Here is a 17,631-nt window from a genome sequence, read left to right on the forward strand (position 1 = left end):
ATGGCTCGTTCTTTTAAAGTCTTATCACCTACTGCGATCCTCGGTTACGGCTTCCCTGAAGAGAGCTTCCGCAAAGCGATGGCGGAATCTCCCGATCTGATCGCCGTTGATGCCGGTTCTTCCGATCCTGGCCCGCACTATCTGGGGGCGGGTAAGCCCTTTACCGACCGCGCGGGAGTTAAACGCGATCTACGCTATATGATCACCGCTGGCGTGCAAAATAATATTCCAGTGGTGATCGGGACGGCAGGTGGTTCTGGCGCAGCCCCGCATTTGGAGTGGTGTCGTCAAATTATTCACGAGATTGCGCAAGAGGAAAAACTTTCGTTTTCGATGGCGCTGATCCCGGCGGACGTTGACAAAGCCATCGTCCACCAGGCACTGGATAACGGCAAAATCACGGCGCTGGATTTTGTCCCGCCGTTAACGCACGACGCGATTGACGAAAGTACCTATATCGTCGCGCAAATGGGCATCGAGCCCTTCCAGCGGGCGCTGAAAGAAGGCGCACAGGTGGTGCTGGGCGGCCGGGCTTATGATCCGGCCTGCTTTGCCGCGCTACCCATCATGCAAGGCTTTGACGAAGGGCTGGCGCTGCACTGTGGGAAAATTCTCGAATGTGCAGCAATTGCCGCGACGCCAGGCTCCGGCTCTGACTGTGCGATGGGCATCATCGACGATAATGGCTTCACGCTGAAGACGTTCAATCCGCAGCGTAAATTCACCGAAACATCCGCAGCCGCGCATACGCTGTATGAGAAATCGGACCCGTATTTCCTGCCGGGACCAGGTGGTGTTCTGAATCTGAAAGGCTGCACCTTCAAAGCCGTGAACGACGGTGAAGTTTATGTCAGCGGTTCTAAGCATGAAGAAACGCCATATGCCCTGAAACTGGAAGGTGCGCGGCAGGTGGGCTTCCGCTGCCTGACCATCGCAGGCACTCGCGACCCAATCATGATCGCCGGGATCGACAAAATCATTGAAGATGTCAAAGCCAGCGTAACGCGCAACCTGTCGCTGACCGATGACAGCATTCGAATGACATTCCACCTGTACGGTAAAAATGGTGTCATGGGCGACCACGAGCCCATGGAAACTGCCGGACATGAACTGGGGATCGTCCTGGATGTGGTCGCGCCGACGCAAGAAATCGCCAACAGTGTTTGTTCACTGGTGCGCTCCACTATGCTGCACTACGGTTATGAAAATCGCATCGCCACTGCGGGCAACCTGGCGTTCCCGTTCTCCCCTTCTGATATCCAGAGCGGACCCGTATACGAGTTTTCTATCTATCACCTGATTGAAGCCAACGACGCACTGCGCTTTGATTTCCATATTGAACAGGTGACGCCAGAAGGAGTTCAGGCATGAAACAGTCAATTGTCTCACTGGCGCAAGTCATTCGTTCGAAAAATGCCGGACCCTACGAACTGGTTTTAGATATTTTATTTAAAACGAAAGAAAACTATGAGCGAGTTAAATCATCAGGGCAATTAACTCCAGAGCTGATTGCGCGCTTATATCATGTTGAACCTGACTTTATTCATCGTATTGTCTGGTTTGATCCTTCTAATGCAGTAAAAATCGTCATGCCACGAGATATTATCTCCGGGAATGTGGGCGATAATGATGTTTATGGTGCGCAGCAGCACGCACCTTTATTAAGCATTCATTTTGACACTTAATAATTAATACTGTTTAGATTATCAACCCCATAAATGTACCTGCACAGATTTCTTTATGTCAGGTACATTTATCTAAACATATCAATAAAATTGATTACGAAGCTGCCAGCATTATCACAACAGAAATAACTGGTGGCCTACGTTCTCCTAAAAACCATACAACAATCACACGTAATTAAACAAAAAATACTTAAGTCAATACCGAATCTCTGCTGGAAAAAAGACTGCCTTATCATTCGGTAAAAATAACCACAATGTGAGAACACATCATGTCCAAACCATTTATCTGGCAAGAACCGTTTTTACAATATAAAGACGCAACGGAATATAAATTAATCAGCGATAAATATATTACAGTAACGGAAATAGACGGCGAAGAAGTGATAAAAGTCGCTCCGGAAGCATTAACGTTGCTTGCCCGGGAGGCATTTTATGAAGCCTCTTTTTTCTTACGTCCCGTTCACCTGCAACAAGTCGCCAGCATTCTGAACGATCCGCAGGCCAGCAGTAATGACAGATATGTGGCCTTGCAGCTACTGCGCAATGCCGAAGTCTCAGCAAAAGGGATATTACCCAACTGCCAGGACACCGGCACCGCCACCATTGTCGCCAGTAAAGGGCAACACATCTGGACCGGGGGCAATGACGCCGAAGCCTTAAGCAAAGGTATTTACACCACTTTCCAGGAAAATAATCTGCGCTTTTCACAAAATGCGCCACTGGATATGTATACCGAAGTCAATACACAAACCAATCTTCCGGCGCAGATTGATATCAGCGCCGTCCCCGGCGACGAGTACCATTTTCTGTGTGTCAATAAAGGGGGTGGCTCTGCCAATAAAGCTGCGCTTTACCAGGAAACTAAATCTCTCCTGCAACCAGAAAAACTGACTGCGTTTTTAATCGAAAAAATGAAATCGCTGGGGACTGCCGCCTGTCCGCCCTACCACATCGCCTTTGTCGTCGGGGGACTTTCTGCCGATCAGGCGTTAAAAGTCGCCAAACTAGCGTCGACAAAATACTACGATAATCTGCCCACCAGCGGAAACGAGCAGGGACAAGCCTTCCGCGATGTTGAGCTGGAAAAAACCTTGCTCGACGCCAGCCAACAATTTGGTATTGGTGCTCAGTTTGGTGGCAAATATTTCGCTCATGATATTCGTGTTATCCGTCTACCGCGCCACGGCGGCTCCTGCCCAATCGCTATGGCACTCTCCTGTTCCGCCGATCGTAATATTAAAGCCAAAATTAACAAGCACGGCATCTGGCTGGAAAAACTCGAACATAATCCGGGGCAATATATTCCAGCCTCAATGCGGGAAGACAATCACACGCATAACGTACAGATTGATCTAACTCGTCCATTGCGTGAGGTAATGCAGGATCTCGCCATCTTACCGATCGGCACCCGTGTATCGTTAAGCGGCCCCATCGTGGTGGCGCGTGATATCGCCCACGCCAAAATAAAAGAACGACTGGATAACGGCGAACCGATGCCGGATTACCTGAAACATCATATCGTCTATTACGCTGGCCCCGCGAAAACACCGGAAAATATGGCCTGTGGTTCTCTTGGGCCCACCACGGGCGGTCGAATGGACGGTTATGTCGACGCCTTCCAGGCGGCTGGCGGCAGCCTGGTGATGTTATCGAAAGGCAACCGCAGCCAGCAGGTTACCGATGCCTGTCACAAACATGGCGGCTTTAATCTGGGAAGTATCGGCGGCGCGGCGGCGTTACTGGCGCAAGAATATGTCAAAAGCCTGCATTGCCTGGAATATCCGGAGTTGGGCATGGAAGCAGTGTGGATGATGGAAGTTGAAAACTTGCCCGCGTTCATTCTGGTGGATGATAAAGGCAATAATTTCTTCAGCCAGTTTGAGCAGCAACACCACTGCGCCAGTTGCCCCACCGGGCATTAAGGAAAGTGAATGGAAGCGCGGATTTCAACTGAACGGCATATTCAGCGCCAGCAGAAACTGAAAGAACAGGTCGACACACGCATCGCGGCGGCGACGGAGAAAAAAGGAATATTGATTGTTTTCACTGGTAACGGAAAAGGAAAATCCACCGCTGCTTTTGGTACCGTGACGCGCGCCGTAGGTCATGGCAAAACGGTTGGCGTTGCACAGTTCATCAAGGGACAGTGGGACAACGGCGAATATAACCTTCTCCATCCACTGGGCGTTGAATTTCATATTATGGGAACAGGTTTTACCTGGGAGACACAGAATCGGCAAGCGGATATCGACGCGGCGAAAGAGGTCTGGTCTGAATGCAAGCGGATGCTGGCTGATGAGCGTTACGATTTAGTGGTGCTCGATGAGCTGACCTACATGCTGGCTTACCATTATCTGGATACCGAAGAAGTGATCGCTTCGCTACAAAATCGCCCGACGCAGCAAAACGTCATTGTCACCGGGCGCGGCTGCCATAGTGAGATAGTAAAAATGGCGGATACGGTAAGCGAAATCCGCCCCGTCAAGCATGCTTTTGATAACGGTATTCAGGCACAGCCTGGTATCGACTGGTAATGACTGCGCCTGGCATCTCGCCAGGCGCAGGTTTTACATCTCCTCCGGTACGACCGATTTTGCCAGCAACCACTCACGAAAGAGTTGCAAGTGCGGATAATCAGCCTTCTCTTCCCGCCACGTCATAATAAAGCGATTGCCGGTACGAATAGGCACATCACACGGAATCACCATGTCACCGCTATCTAAATCGTGTTGAATTGCAAACCGGGGCAACAGCGCCACACCGAGATTAGATCGCACGGCGGCAATCAGCATTGAAAGTAAATCAAAACGTGGCCCGTTATTCACCAATGGACTACTAACGCCAGACAATGCAAACCACTCTTCCCAGCCAGTAATACGGGTGCTTTGATGCAGCAGTGGTAGCTCACTTAATAGCTCTGCAACAGACAGTTTTTGGTCAGGAAGTGAAAGTAAACTGCCGCTGCATACCGGCAGGATCTCTTCCTCAAAGAGATATTCTACCTCCGACCAGGGCGCACAAAAATTTTCGCGCATAATGACGGCATCGTATTCCCGATTAAGAAAATCCCCGTTATTAGCTAATGAGTGAATATTGACAATAATATCGGGATACAATTTATTGAACTCACGTAAATTGGGGATCAACCAGTGCGTGCTGAAAGTAGGATTGACAGCAAGCTCAATAACCTGAACCGTAGGCTGCCAGGTCATGATAGTATTCGTGTCACGTTCAAGCTTATTCAATGTTTCTTTAACAATGCCCAGATAATGCTTTCCGGCATCATTAAGAAATATTCTTTTTTTAGAATGCGCAAATAATGATATATGTAAAAAATCTTCCAGTGCGCTAACTTGCCTGAATACTGCGCTTTGGGTTAACGCTAACTCCTCTGCCGCTCTGGTATAACTTTCATGGCGTGCGACTACCTCAAAAGTTACCAACAGTTCCGTTTTGGGTATTTTTCCTCTCATAATGCCGTCCCTTAAAAATAGTTTAAACTATCAAAAAACCATTACTTATTGCTAAGTAATGGCAACCAAAGCAGCAATAAATATTTTATAAAAATCATGATCGATATTTATAGCCCAGCAAGCCCGGCGTGACAATTGTCTCAATCAGATAATAATAATCCGAAAAGCAAAGCGCCCTTCGGATTATTATGATTCAGGTTAAGTGAAGACTATTAAATTGATAGCAATTATCATATCTATGGATATTATGATAAACAATCAACAAAAATTTTATTTTTGATTTATAGCATATCCTTCTAAGAATTTTTGCGAAGCTGCAATATCTGGGGTAAAGACCCGATCCTGGTCGACAAAAGGCACGACTTTTCTGTATTCGGTAAACATTGCTTTGGTGGATTTTCCTAATGCCAGTTGCGGATCGGCCTGCAACCGTAAATCGAGAGCCTGTGCGGAATGCATCAGTTCAATGCCATAAATCACGTTCAGATTATCGACAACCTGTTTCAATCTTCTGGCCGCGTGGTCATTATTGGCGCCGGTATCTTCTATACCTCCGGCAACCGGTTGAATATCGAAAGAAACAGGATTGGCGAGATCGACGTTTTCCGCATGCAGCGCGACAAACGGAATATGCAGCGAACCGAAGCCGTGACCTTTATTACCGGGTGCCGACAGGAAGCGCGTTAAACCGGTAAAGTGCTCATCTTCCAGGTGCAGCGAGCGACGCATACTGTTATGCGAAACATGTACCAACGCCACGGTCAGACGCTGAGTGGCAAGCGCAACAGGTAACGATTCGAAATTCGCCGTCGGGAAGATCCCGCCGCTGACTGCGCCATCTTTAACAAAATATTGCGCGACCTGACTGGAGTCCTGATACGCCTTGTCAGCATTCAGCACCGTTGCTGGGTTGTCATCGGAACTGTTGATTTGTACGGTTATGACCTCTTCAGCATCATGCAAAGCGCGTACTGATTCAGCAATGGTATATACCGTAGTTCTGAACGATAACGGATCTTGCAATGCACGTTTGTCATCTTTATGCCATAAATATGAACCGTTTAACGCATCGCGAATCTCTTTTGCAGAGTCAGCCAACTGCGGGAAAGGACGCACGGCAATTGACTGCGGCAGTACTGGTGCGACGTTACCATTCAACGCTTCCAGACTCATAGCGAAAACCACCGGACTGACATTCAGCAACTGACGTGCCGAACGAACTGCTTCGATAGCGTAGGCTGTCCCGACGCTGTTGTTCGACAAAATCGCCAGCATATCTTTACCCTGCGGCACCAGTGGCTTAAGCCCCACTTTCGCCAGCGCGTCACCACCGCTCATTTGCACGCCATTTACTCGGGCTTTCCATTCCCCCATCATCACCAGACCAACGTGCGAAGCGAGCATAATATCCGCTGCGCCGATGCTTCCCCGCGCCGGAATTAACGGTGTAACGCCGCGGTTAATAAATTCGGCATACAACTCGGCAATATAAGGCTGCGCGCCGGTTTGCCCATGCAGCATAGTATTTAAACGTAATACCATTGAAAGGCGTGCCAGATAATCCGGTAACATCGGACCAACGCCCGCAGAATGGGCGCGCAGCGCGGCAGCATTAAATTTTTTCGACGCGTCAATCACCTCAGGCGTTAAATTTCCTTTGGCATCAAATATCGGCTGGTCTTTATTTAGCCCCACGCCTACGGTTAAACCGTAAACGGGTGTTCCAGAATGTGCGGCGGTCATCACCAGATCATAACTTTTTTCCATTCTGTCCAGAGCTTTCGGCGCGATTTTGACGTCGTTATCACCTAACGCAATTGACCAGGCCTGGTCAATGGAAAGATGTTCGCCATCCAGAGTAATGGTTGATTTCGCCATCGCGATGGAGCAAACGCTCCAGAGCACAACGGTGACAGTGACTCTTCGTATCAATCCTTTCATTGTGTTTCCTTATCATGATGAGTTTAACAACGGGTTACTGCGACAACGTTTTAATTTGTTCTATCTGTTTTCCCCCGCCGGACAATACTGGTCACCAGGCGAGCGGCAACTTTCGCGGTTAAATTATCGCGGTCCAGGTCCGGGTTAAGTTCGGCAATATCCGCAGCAATCAACTTCTCGCTACCGGCGATTAAATTCACAATGGCTTCAGTAATATTTAACGGCACGCCTAACGGTGATGGCGCAGAAACACCGGGCGCCTGATAACCAGGTAAAACATCGAGACAAATCGTTAAATAAATGGCGTCACATGCCTGAATATCTGCCGAGAGCGCATTAGCGACCTCATGCAAACCACGTTCAAATTGCAGAGATTCGTCCAGCCAATAACGCACACCGAGACAATCAGCGCGATCAAATAACGCCTGAGTATTGGCAAAACGACTTATTCCCAGCACGCGATAATTAAACGGTTTGCCATGCTGCGCGTTCCACTCTTGCATCTGACGAAACGGCGTACCTGAATTGGCTTTTTCCGCCATCCGTAAATCAAAATGCGCATCAAGGTTCACAATCAGTAACCGCTGAATATCAGGACGCGACTGCATAATCCCCTGAAATGTTCCCCACGCCACTTCATGACCGCCACCCAGAACCACCGGTAAACTGCCGCGCGTAATGGCTGTAGATACGTTGGCCGCCAGACGATTTTGTGCGGACTCCAGCGCGTGGTCCTCGCTTTGTACATCGCCCATATCGAAAATAGCGCCTTCACAGTGCACTGGCATATTGCCCAACATGCTGCGCAACGCGCCCGGTCCGCCTGCTGCACCCGCTCGCCCACCATTACGTTGCACCCCGTCATCAACGGCAAAACCAATCAGCGAACAACCGCCGTGGCTTTGTTCACTAAACGGTTGCACATGTTGATGCCAGCGAGTGCTGACGCCGATTTCCTGCGAGTCAACACGCCCACTCCACGGCAATAATGTTTGCTTCATTACCAACTCCTTTTTCCGCCGACAATAAGCCCCTGGCAAGGCTGATGCCCAAACCAGTAAGCCAGTTCACGTGGATGGTTAAGATCCCAGACCGCCATATCCGCCCGTAATCCCGGTGCAAGTTCACCCCGGTCAATAAGTCCAAGTGCCTTTGCCGCATTACACGTAACGCCCTGAACGGCTTCCAGCGGCGTCATGCGAAACAGCGTACAGGCCATATTGATCATCAATGGCAATGACATATTGGGAGACGTTCCGGGGTTATGGTCCGTGGAGATAGCAATCGGCACGCCCGCTGCCCGCAAAGCGGCAATCGGCGGCAGATGGGTTTCGCGCAGGAAGTAATAAGCACCGGGGAGCAGTACCGCCACCGTTCCAGCCATTTTCATGGCGGCGATCCCCGACTCGCTCAGGTATTCCAGATGATCGCAGGAGAGTGCAGAAAACGCCGCCGCCAGCGCAGCGCCTTGCTGGTCAGAAAGCTGTTCGGCATGCAGTTTTACAGGCAATCCATAGTGTTGCGCTTTACTGAAAACGCGCCGTACCTGGTCTGGGCTAAAGGCAATGTTTTCACAAAAAGCGTCAACCGCATCAATCAGCCCCTGTTCATGTAAGACGCCCATCCAGTCGCAAAGCGCCGTAATGTAATCATCACTGCGCCCGGCAAACTCTGGCGGCAAGCTGTGTGCCCCAAGAAACGTAGACTGAATACGTAATCTTGTAGATTCCTGCAAGCGGCGGATAACGCGCAAACAGCGCGCTTCATCTTCCAGCGTCAAGCCATAACCGGATTTTATTTCCAGTGTACTGACGCCTTCACGCAACCAGTTTTGTAGTCGCTGCGCCGCCAGTTCAAACAGTTGTGTTTCGCTGGCCGCCCGCGTGGCATTGACGGTAGATAAGATCCCGCCGCCCGCTCTGGCGATATCTTCATAAGCCACGCCTTGCAGCCGCATCTCAAACTCATTCGCCCGCTGGCCGCCATACACCAGATGCGTATGGCAATCTACCAGACCGGGGGTCAGCAACTTACCCCGCAGGTCGTGTTCCTCTGTAATGTCAGCCGTCAGTTCGCGAGGGATCTGCGTGGCCTTGCCAAGCCAGACAATAGTGTCGCCACGGCTGATTAATGCACCATTTTCAATCACTCCCCAATCGTTAGCGGAAAGCGTCGCCAGCGTGGTATTTCGCCAGAGCGTTAATGCACTCATAAGGATTTTTCCCCTCGTAGATAATAAAGCCACCAGCCCGCCAGCTCACCGACGGAGACTTTTTTCCGTGGTACGAAACGCCAGGGCTTGCCATCAGACGCAACCAGCCATAACAACATATTTTCCGCGACAAACACCCTTTTCTCGCCGCTTATCCACTCCCCTTCACACAGCGTGAACAGGCCCGCTTGCGCAAGTGACGGAGGAAGCCAGTCAACGGCACTTTGCACCCGCAACATCCCCGTATCGCCTTCCCGCGCCATGACATTGAGATCGCGAACTGCACCGCCCAGCAGCTGGCAATCTGACATGGCTTCTCCGGGAAAAATTAAGGCGGGATCGTGACGTTGCAGGTTGATTATCGAATCGGCAAACGTCAGCCTCACCCCTTCCCCATCGAGAATGGCGAGGCCACGTACCACGCCAGGCCACGCCGAAAAAGGGCCGTCCTGGCTGACATTGGCCATACTGATGCGTAACAGCCAGTTTTCATCATCAGGCCAGGCATGCAGTTGTCGCGTAAAACCCCCGCCGTTGCGCCACGGTTGCAAGGGCTTATCCATTGCAGATATCAGCATTGGTTCCATATTACGACTCGGGATAAATAGTCTGGGCAGGAACGCTGGTAGTACGTTTTGCCCACGGGTAATAAATAACGGCAGTCATTAACAAGCCGATAATCCAGGAAATATCCGCCCCGCCCATCAGTACAGAAATGGGTCCCTGATACAGTTTTTGATTCAGGAAGGGGATCTGCACCAGCACACCAATTCCGTAGCAAACCAACGCAGTTTTGTTATACGCGCCATAGCGTCCCTCCGGGGTATAAAGTGCCGGAATATCGGTTTTACCTTGTGAGATGAAGTAGTAGTCGATGAGATTGATGGCGCTCCACGGCACAAATACCGTCAACAGCAGCAGAACGAAGTTTTTGAAATTATTCAAAAAGTCTGCGCTTGCCGCCAGCGCGACGACCATCGACAACAGCACGAAACCTACAACGTAGGCAGCACGGACACGCTGTGAAACCTGGCTGCGATTGTTAAAGGCGCTGACGGTCGCCAGAATCGACATAAAGCCGCCGTAGGCATTCAAACAGTTAACCGTCAGTTTGCCGCAAACAATCACCGTATAAATCAGAATGGCAAACGTTGGTCCGGCTAAATCGCCCATAAAACCAACCTGATCTTTCAGGAAGTTAGCACCGCAAGCAGCAACAAGAACGCCAAAAGTCATGGCACATTGCGCGCCAAGCGTGGTTCCCAGAAAGGTGGCAAAGAAGATTGATTTTGCTGGTGTATCAGAGGGTAAATAGCGGGAATAATCAGAGGCGTATGGTGCAAACGTTAATTGCCATCCGGCTGAGAGTGCAATCGTTAATAAGAACACCGATAAGCTAAATGGCTTTTGACCAAATGCCGCAGCCACATCGTAGTGACCACTAAGTTGAGTGGCCAGGTAAATAAACCCCAGAATACTTAATATCCCTGCAACACGGCCAACGACGTGAATAAGTTTATAACCGACCAATGCGATCATCGCGGTAAGCATGCCGAAAATAATAATTCCGGTCGATGCTGACTCAAAACCAAATATCCGGTTAATCGCCTGACCGGATAATACCGTACCCGTCGCGGCAAATCCGAGATACATAATAATCACCATCAGTAACGGTAGCGCCGCTCCTTTGACGCCAAAGCGGATACGACTGGAGATCATCTGTGGTAATCCCAGCTTTGCCCCCTGTGACGAGTGCAATGCCATAACCGCGCCGCCGATAATATTACCGATTAATAAACCAATAATTGCTGACATGGCTTCAGAGCCAAAAATAATCGCTAACGCGCCGTCCACCACGGCGGTAATTTGTAAGTTAGCACTTAGCCATAAAGTAAACTGGCTGGAGGGCGCGCCGTGGCGAGCGGACTCAGGAACGGCGTTAATCGTATTTGATTCTAATACTGGTTTTTTACTGCGGATAGGGCTGCTTGATTCCATGAAAAAGTCTCCTGCAAAATGAGAGGTCATTTTTTGAAACAGCAATAGAGGGTCGAGAGATATTTCTCTCGACGATGTAATGAATATTTTTGATAATTATTGTTATACAGGCGGATAACTTCCCGCCTGTATTAGCGCAAATATTAAATAACAGCGTTAATATTTAGCGAATCATCGGCAATTTCAGACCATAATTTTTGGCACATTCAATTGCCGCCTCATAACCCGCATCCGCATGACGCATAACCCCGGAAGCACAATCATTCACCAGCACACGCGCCAGACGTTTTTCGGCTTCTTCGCTACCATCGGCAACAATAACCATCCCGGCGTGTTGTGAATACCCCATCCCGACGCCGCCGCCATGATGCAGAGACACCCACGTTGCTCCACCTGCGGTATTGAGCAGACCATTGAGCAACGGCCAGTCAGAAACCGCGTCACTGCCATCGAGCATGCTTTCAGTTTCGCGGTTCGGGCTGGCGACAGAACCGGTATCAAGATGATCGCGACCAATCACAATCGGTGCTTTTAGTTCACCGTTGCGCACCATTTCGTTGAATGCCAGCCCCGCCAGGTGACGCTCACCAAGCCCCAGCCAGCAAATACGTGAAGGAAGCCCCTGGAAGGCGATACGCTCACGCGCCATATCCAGCCAGCGATGGGTCAGTACGTTATTGGGGAATAGTTCTTTAATTTTGGCATCGGTTTTATAGATATCTTCCGGGTCACCAGACAGCGCCACCCAACGGAACGGGCCTTTGCCTTCACAAAACATGGGGCGAATGTAAGCAGGAACGAAGCCCGGGAAATCGAAGGCATTTTGCAGACCTTCGTTGAAAGCCACCTGGCGGATGTTGTTCCCATAATCGACAACCGGGATCCCCATCGCCTGGAAGTCCAGCATCCCCTGAACATGCGCCACGCAACTCTGTGCCGCTTCTTTTTGCAGTCTGGCGTGCTGTTGTGGATCCTGCTGTGCAGCACGCCATTGTTCTACGCTCCAGCCCATTGGCAGGTAACCATAGACCAGATCGTGAGCGGAGGTCTGGTCGGTCACCAGATCCGGTTTGATCGCTCCCTGATGCGCACGTTTCACCAGCTCAGGAACAATTTCCGCCGCATTGCCCAGCAGCGCGATAGAAACGGCTTCTTTGCGTTCGGTGTGGTATTTAATCAGCGCCAGTGCATCATCAAGATCTTTCGCTTGTTTATCGACATAACGGGTACGCAGACGGAAGTCGATGCTACTTTGCTGGCACTCGATATTTAATGAACAAGCCCCTGCCAGAGTCGCCGCCAGCGGTTGTGCACCGCCCATACCACCGAGCCCCGCGGTCAGGATCCATTTTCCACTTAGCGAATTGTTGTAGTGCTGGCGACCTGCTTCGACAAAAGTTTCGAACGTTCCCTGCACAATGCCCTGACTACCGATGTAGATCCACGAGCCCGCGGTCATCTGGCCGTACATGAACAGACCTTTGCGATCCAGTTCATTGAAGTGATCCCAGTTGGCCCATTGCGGCACCAGGTTAGAGTTGGCAATCAGCACGCGGGGCGCGTCAGTATGAGTTTTAAACACGCCCACGGGTTTACCGGACTGTACCAACAGCGACTCATCAGGCTCGAGATTTTTGAGTGATTCGAGGATCTGGTCGAAACATTCCCAGTTACGCGCCGCGCGGCCAATACCACCGTATACCACCAGATGCTGTGGATTTTCGGCTACGTCGGGATCAAGGTTGTTCTGCAACATCCGATAAGCAGCTTCGATCTGCCAGTTTTTGCAATGCAGTTGAGTTCCTTGTGGCGCATGGATGACGCGACTGGTATCAATACGAGGGTCTGAAGGCTTACTCATGAATCTTCTCCTGTTACTGGATAAAATTAAATGCTGTCATCGCCCAGAAAAAATGAGCGAAGGAATACAGAAACGGTTTATATAATCCCCGTTTATAATTTCGCATTATCAATTCACTTGGTGAATTTCATTTGTTATGGGATATTCACCCTGAATGTAAATTCAAAAAAACTGCCAACGCTTTGTATGCGATTTCAATATGCTTAATTTAACTTTTGGAAAAAGTGATATTGTTGGCAAAATATTTTCTCATTTGAACATATGAATATGATGAGATTGCAAGATGTCTGTAATTTAATTATCCGGAGAAATGCGTTAATAACAACCAGACATTAGCGTAACAACAGGTAACCCGACACCATACAGCACGCATAACACAATGATATTTAAAATAAGATCTTCATTGCTCGTCATAACGATATGTTTTATTATCATTAATAATCCATTTGTTTTTATCCCACTTTGATAATTAAAAAACGGCAAGCAATGGATAGTTACCGCCGTAAGAACAGGCGTAAAAATAACTCTTAAAATATATATTCTGGGAGTTATCATCTTTCATATTTTACAATCGGGTGTCGATAATTCACCACCTTTATAACAACAACCCTCTTTGGCAATCTGTATTTTTATCTTGTATTTATCGTCATTGCTGAATACACTACGCGCGTTTTCTTTCCCTTTTGCTGGCTGCTGACCGGAAAGACAAAATTACCCTCGCAATACAGGGGGTTGATTAACGTCTATATTTCAGGACAGCGTTATGCATCATCTTTCGAGGCTTGATAAAGCCTTTCTGCGCAAAGGGATCCAACTTTCCCGCGCCAACAATATTGTTTCATTATCTCGTCCATCAGGAGCCAGAGCCCACATACTGCTGCCGGACGAACTGCCGCTAGAAGAAAAAGCAGTGACACAACTTCTTGATTTTGCAGAAGTGAAGCTACCAGATCATCCAGGTTATGTACGCCAGACGTGCGCGACGCCAGATTTTCACCCCGGCAATGGCGTCCCCGTTGGCGCAGTGGTGGCCTCAACGCCGGATTTAGTCATTCCCGCCGCCATCGGCACCGATATTTCTTGTGGCATGCGACTGCTGACGACTGGATTAACACTTGAGCAAGCCGAAGCGCATAAAGACGTCATCACTCAGCGGTTAACACAAGTGCTACTGCAAAATGAGCGCGATGTTCCGTTATCCGCACGAGCGTTCACCGCGCTTTTTGATGGCGGACCGGCAAATTGTGTGTCGGCCTTGCCATCAGCGGGTCTCTGGACACGCACGAATATCCCCCGGATGATGCAAGAGATTGATCGCTGCATTGGGCTGAACGAGCATAACAGTCATTCGCGTTATGCCCCACCCGCCCTGCTGGCAACGGACCGCGCATTACTCCGCGATCCTTGTCTTGGTACGCCGGGTTCAGGTAATCATTTTATTGAACTTCAGGTGGTTGATAGCGTGGTCGATCGCCATGTGGCCTGGCAACAAGGGCTGAAAATGGGCGATATCGTGGTGATGATCCATAGCGGATCGCGAGATGTCGGCTTTTACGTCGGACGACGCTGGATGGATCGCGCCCGTGCAGCCTGGCCCGCCGGGCATAAACATCCACAAAGCGGATTATATGCTCTGGGCGGTGAGCTGGCGGAGGAATACCTGCAGGCTATGGGAATGGCGGCGCGTTACGCGTGGTTAAATCGCGTGACCATTGCGGAAATGGTTCGCGTATGTTTTGCCGATTTATTCCATCAGGATGATTCACATCTGGTGGTGGATGTGCCGCATAACATCATCCTTCGCGAGCATGAAATGAATATTCATCGCAAAGGCGCAACGCCGGCACGCGTGGGCGATCTGGCGTTAATCCCCGGATCAATGGGCGATTATTCGTGGCTTGCGGTCGGTTGCGGCAACCCGCAGTGGCTGTGGTCATGCAGTCACGGAGCAGGACGCAGCCAGCGTCGGCAGACCATGCGCTCACGCGCGACTGAAGAGTCAGCGCTGCCGTGGCAATGCGTCACATTGCGCGAAGAACGACGTCTTGAAGAAGCGCCAGCTGCTTATAAAGATATTGGTCCGGTTATCGAAGCCCAACAAGCAGCCGGATTAATTCAACATGCGGTCAGATTTCGACCGTGGTTAACGTTTAAGGCATAAAAAAGGCCATCATAAGATGGCCAACCATGTCGAAACCGACAGCCCTTCGCCATTCCTGTAGAGGGAAGCGGCGAGGGCTATTTCTTATTACAGATATTTATTTCAGAACAGTTTTCAGTGCTTCACCGATATCCGCCAGGCTGCGAACGGTTTTCACGCCTGCGGCTTCCAGAGCAGCGAATTTCTCATCCGCAGTCCCTTTACCACCGGCAATGATGGCACCCGCGTGGCCCATACGTTTGCCTTTCGGCGCAGTCACACCAGCGATGTAACCCACAACTGGCTTGGTAACGTGCTCTTTGATGTACGCAGCCGCTTCTTCTTCAGCGCTACCGCCGATCTCACCGATCATCACGATCGCTTCGGTCTGCGAGTCTTTTTCGAACATTTCGAGGATGTCGATAAAGTTAGAACCGGGGATCGGGTCGCCGCCGATACCGACACAGGTCGACTGACCGAAACCGTAATCCGTGGTCTGTTTAACCGCTTCATAGGTCAGTGTACCGGAACGGGAAACGATACCCACTTTACCCGGTTTGTGAATGTGACCCGGCTGGATACCGATTTTGCATTCACCCGGAGTGATTACGCCCGGGCAGTTCGGGCCGATCATACGAACGCCTGCTTCATCCAGTTTCACTTTCACAGTCAGCATATCCAGCGTCGGGATGCCTTCAGTGATGGTGATAATCAGTTTGATGCCTGCATCGATAGCTTCCAGAATGGAGTCTTTGCAGAACGGTGCTGGTACGTAGATAACAGAAGCGGTAGCGCCAGTAGCAGCAACAGCTTCACGCACAGTGTTGAACACCGGCAGGCCGAGATGGGTAGTACCGCCTTTACCTGGAGTTACGCCGCCAACCATTTTAGTGCCATATGCAATGGCCTGTTCAGAGTGGAAAGTCCCCTGGCTACCGGTAAAGCCCTGGCAGATAACCTTGGTGTTTTTATCAATTAAAATGGACATTATTTCCCCTCCACTGCGGCAACAACCTGCTGAGCTGCATCCGTCAGACCTTTTGCTGCAATAATATTCAGGCCGCTGTCAGCCAGTTTCTTCGCGCCGAGTTCGGCGTTGTTACCTTCAAGACGTACTACTACCGGTACGTTAACACCCACTTCCGCTACCGCGCCGATGATACCGTCAGCGATCAGGTCGCAACGAACGATACCGCCGAAGATGTTAACCAGAACGGCTTTCACTTTGTCGTCAGAGAGGATGATTTTGAACGCTTCGGTTACACGTTCTTTGGTTGCGCCGCCGCCAACGTCCAGGAAGTTAGCCGGTTCGCCGCCGTGCAGTTTAACGATGTCCATCGTACCCATCGCCAGACCTGCGCCGTTAACCATACAACCGATGTTACCGTCCAGCGCAACGTAGTTCAGTTCCCACTGTGCAGCCTGTGCTTCACGCGGATCTTCCTGCGACTGGTCGCGCATTTCGCGCAGATCAGGCTGGCGGAACAGTGCGTTGCCGTCAGCGCCCAGTTTGCCATCGAGGCAAATCAGATCGCCCTGTTTGGTGATGACCAGCGGGTTGATTTCGATCAGCGCCAGGTCGCGTTCCAGGAAAATAGTCGCCAGACCCATGAAGATTTTGGTGAACTGCTGAACCAGTTTACCTTCCAGACCCAGTTTGAACGCCAGCTCGCGACCCTGATACGGCATCGGGCCAGTCAGCGGATCAAGCGCAACTTTGTGGATCAGGTGCGGAGTTTCTTCCGCCACTTTTTCGATTTCCACGCCGCCTTCGGTGGAGGCCATAAAGACCACGCGACGGGAACTACGATCTACAACGGCACCGAGATACAGCTCTTTAGCGATATCGGTCGCCGCTTCAACCAGAATCTGGTTAACCGGTTGGCCATTGGCATCTGTTTGATACGTTACCAGACGCTTGCCCAGCCAGTTTTCTGCAAAAGCACGGATGTCTTCTTTGCTGTTTACAACTTTCACACCGCCCGCTTTACCGCGGCCACCAGCGTGAACCTGACATTTCACTACCCACGGACCGGCACCGATTTTTGAAGCGGCTTCTTCTGCTTCGCGCGGAGTAGTACAGGCATAACCCACCGGTGCTGGTAAGCCATAGCGGGCAAACAGTTGTTTTGCCTGATATTCATGTAAGTTCATGTGTTCTGTCCATCCTTCAGTAATCGTTATCTTTTAAACCGTAGACCGAATATTTCGTATCGCTTCCGGGCATTGTCGGTCACCCGTAGGCCTAATAAGACGCGTAAGCGTCGCATCAGGCATCGCTTGTCGGATGCGGCGCGAGCGCCTTATCCGACCTACCCAGG

The 17,631-nt window shown here is 50.3% G+C and carries 14 protein-coding genes; 5 read left to right on the top strand and 9 right to left on the bottom strand.

What is annotated here, in order from left to right:
• From FFT88_RS07945 to cobO, 4 genes are all read left to right on the top strand, one after another.
• Complete coding sequence (locus FFT88_RS07945) at positions 1 to 1,371, top strand: acyclic terpene utilization AtuA family protein (protein ID WP_130222233.1); 1,371 nt, start codon at positions 1 to 3, stop codon at positions 1,369 to 1,371.
• Positions 1,368 to 1,685, top strand: a complete 318-nt coding sequence (locus tag FFT88_RS07950; protein ID WP_135404563.1) for a DUF4387 domain-containing protein — start codon at positions 1,368 to 1,370, stop codon at positions 1,683 to 1,685. Before FFT88_RS07945 ends, FFT88_RS07950 begins: the two co-directional genes overlap by 4 nt.
• Before the next feature lie 269 nt (positions 1,686 to 1,954).
• Positions 1,955 to 3,607, top strand: coding sequence for a class I fumarate hydratase (locus tag FFT88_RS07955; RefSeq protein WP_135404564.1), 1,653 nt, complete (start codon positions 1,955 to 1,957; stop codon positions 3,605 to 3,607).
• 9 nt (positions 3,608 to 3,616) lie between these two features.
• Positions 3,617 to 4,219, top strand: coding sequence for a cob(I)yrinic acid a,c-diamide adenosyltransferase (gene cobO / locus FFT88_RS07960; RefSeq protein ID WP_130222235.1), 603 nt, complete (start codon positions 3,617 to 3,619; stop codon positions 4,217 to 4,219).
• 33 nt (positions 4,220 to 4,252) lie between these two features.
• Here cobO and FFT88_RS07965 read toward each other — a convergent pair whose 3' ends face one another.
• The 7 genes from FFT88_RS07965 to hutU all read right to left on the bottom strand — a co-directional run bounded on the left by FFT88_RS07965 (position 4,253) and on the right by hutU (position 13,170).
• Positions 4,253 to 5,158, bottom strand: a complete 906-nt coding sequence (locus tag FFT88_RS07965) for a LysR family transcriptional regulator (protein ID WP_130209888.1) — start codon at positions 5,156 to 5,158, stop codon at positions 4,253 to 4,255.
• A gap of 270 nt (positions 5,159 to 5,428) precedes the next feature.
• Entirely contained in the window at positions 5,429 to 7,099 is a 1,671-nt protein-coding gene (locus FFT88_RS07970) for an aromatic amino acid ammonia-lyase (protein WP_135404565.1), read from the bottom strand.
• 50 nt (positions 7,100 to 7,149) lie between these two features.
• Complete coding sequence (gene hutG / locus FFT88_RS07975) at positions 7,150 to 8,100, bottom strand: formimidoylglutamase (RefSeq protein WP_135404566.1); 951 nt, start codon at positions 8,098 to 8,100, stop codon at positions 7,150 to 7,152.
• On the bottom strand, positions 8,100 to 9,311 hold the full coding sequence (gene hutI / locus FFT88_RS07980) for an imidazolonepropionase (protein ID WP_135404567.1): 1,212 nt from the start codon (positions 9,309 to 9,311) through the stop codon (positions 8,100 to 8,102). The genes hutG and hutI overlap by 1 nt, the downstream gene beginning before the upstream one ends.
• Positions 9,308 to 9,898: a HutD family protein gene (locus FFT88_RS07985; RefSeq protein ID WP_135404568.1), complete on the bottom strand. Its 591-nt coding sequence runs from the start codon at positions 9,896 to 9,898 to the stop codon at positions 9,308 to 9,310. The genes hutI and FFT88_RS07985 overlap by 4 nt, the downstream gene beginning before the upstream one ends.
• Before the next feature lies 1 nt (position 9,899).
• A complete protein-coding gene (locus tag FFT88_RS07990; protein WP_130214974.1) occupies positions 9,900 to 11,309 on the bottom strand; it encodes a cytosine permease in 1,410 nt (469 codons plus the stop codon).
• A gap of 163 nt (positions 11,310 to 11,472) precedes the next feature.
• Entirely contained in the window at positions 11,473 to 13,170 is a 1,698-nt protein-coding gene (gene hutU, locus FFT88_RS07995; RefSeq protein WP_130214975.1) for a urocanate hydratase, read from the bottom strand.
• Positions 13,171 to 13,933: 763 nt separating this feature from the next.
• On the opposite strand from hutU, the gene FFT88_RS08000 reads away from it, so the two are divergent.
• Positions 13,934 to 15,331: an RtcB family protein gene (locus FFT88_RS08000; RefSeq protein ID WP_135404569.1), complete on the top strand. Its 1,398-nt coding sequence runs from the start codon at positions 13,934 to 13,936 to the stop codon at positions 15,329 to 15,331.
• A 97-nt stretch (positions 15,332 to 15,428) separates the two neighbouring features.
• Here the strand turns inward: FFT88_RS08000 and sucD are convergent, their stop codons facing one another.
• Positions 15,429 to 16,298, bottom strand: coding sequence for a succinate--CoA ligase subunit alpha (gene sucD, locus FFT88_RS08005; protein WP_064528877.1), 870 nt, complete (start codon positions 16,296 to 16,298; stop codon positions 15,429 to 15,431).
• The gene (gene sucC, locus FFT88_RS08010) at positions 16,298 to 17,464 is read right to left on the bottom strand and encodes an ADP-forming succinate--CoA ligase subunit beta (protein ID WP_001048602.1); all 1,167 of its coding nucleotides are present in this window, start codon (positions 17,462 to 17,464) and stop codon (positions 16,298 to 16,300) included. The genes sucD and sucC overlap by 1 nt, the downstream gene beginning before the upstream one ends.
• Between the last annotated feature and the right edge of the window lie 167 nt (positions 17,465 to 17,631).

Source organism: Escherichia sp. E4930, from assembly GCF_005845405.1.
GTDB lineage: Bacteria > Pseudomonadota > Gammaproteobacteria > Enterobacterales > Enterobacteriaceae > Escherichia.

Excerpts from the sequence above, each read along its gene's own strand:
- FFT88_RS07965 (WP_130209888.1), bottom strand. The coding sequence starts at position 5,158 with ATGAGAGGAAAAATACCCAAAACGGAACTGTTGGTAACTTTTGAGGTA.
- FFT88_RS07950 (WP_135404563.1), top strand. The coding sequence starts at position 1,368 with ATGAAACAGTCAATTGTCTCACTGGCGCAAGTCATTCGTTCGAAAAAT.
- FFT88_RS07970 (WP_135404565.1), bottom strand. The coding sequence starts at position 7,099 with ATGAAAGGATTGATACGAAGAGTCACTGTCACCGTTGTGCTCTGGAGC.
- sucC (WP_001048602.1), bottom strand. The coding sequence starts at position 17,464 with ATGAACTTACATGAATATCAGGCAAAACAACTGTTTGCCCGCTATGGC.
- hutG (WP_135404566.1), bottom strand. The coding sequence starts at position 8,100 with ATGAAGCAAACATTATTGCCGTGGAGTGGGCGTGTTGACTCGCAGGAA.
- FFT88_RS08000 (WP_135404569.1), top strand. The coding sequence starts at position 13,934 with ATGCATCATCTTTCGAGGCTTGATAAAGCCTTTCTGCGCAAAGGGATC.
- hutI (WP_135404567.1), bottom strand. The coding sequence starts at position 9,311 with ATGAGTGCATTAACGCTCTGGCGAAATACCACGCTGGCGACGCTTTCC.
- sucD (WP_064528877.1), bottom strand. The coding sequence starts at position 16,298 with ATGTCCATTTTAATTGATAAAAACACCAAGGTTATCTGCCAGGGCTTT.
- cobO (WP_130222235.1), top strand. The coding sequence starts at position 3,617 with ATGGAAGCGCGGATTTCAACTGAACGGCATATTCAGCGCCAGCAGAAA.
- FFT88_RS07955 (WP_135404564.1), top strand. The coding sequence starts at position 1,955 with ATGTCCAAACCATTTATCTGGCAAGAACCGTTTTTACAATATAAAGAC.
- FFT88_RS07945 (WP_130222233.1), top strand. The coding sequence starts at position 1 with ATGGCTCGTTCTTTTAAAGTCTTATCACCTACTGCGATCCTCGGTTAC.
- FFT88_RS07990 (WP_130214974.1), bottom strand. The coding sequence starts at position 11,309 with ATGGAATCAAGCAGCCCTATCCGCAGTAAAAAACCAGTATTAGAATCA.
- FFT88_RS07985 (WP_135404568.1), bottom strand. The coding sequence starts at position 9,898 with ATGGAACCAATGCTGATATCTGCAATGGATAAGCCCTTGCAACCGTGG.
- hutU (WP_130214975.1), bottom strand. The coding sequence starts at position 13,170 with ATGAGTAAGCCTTCAGACCCTCGTATTGATACCAGTCGCGTCATCCAT.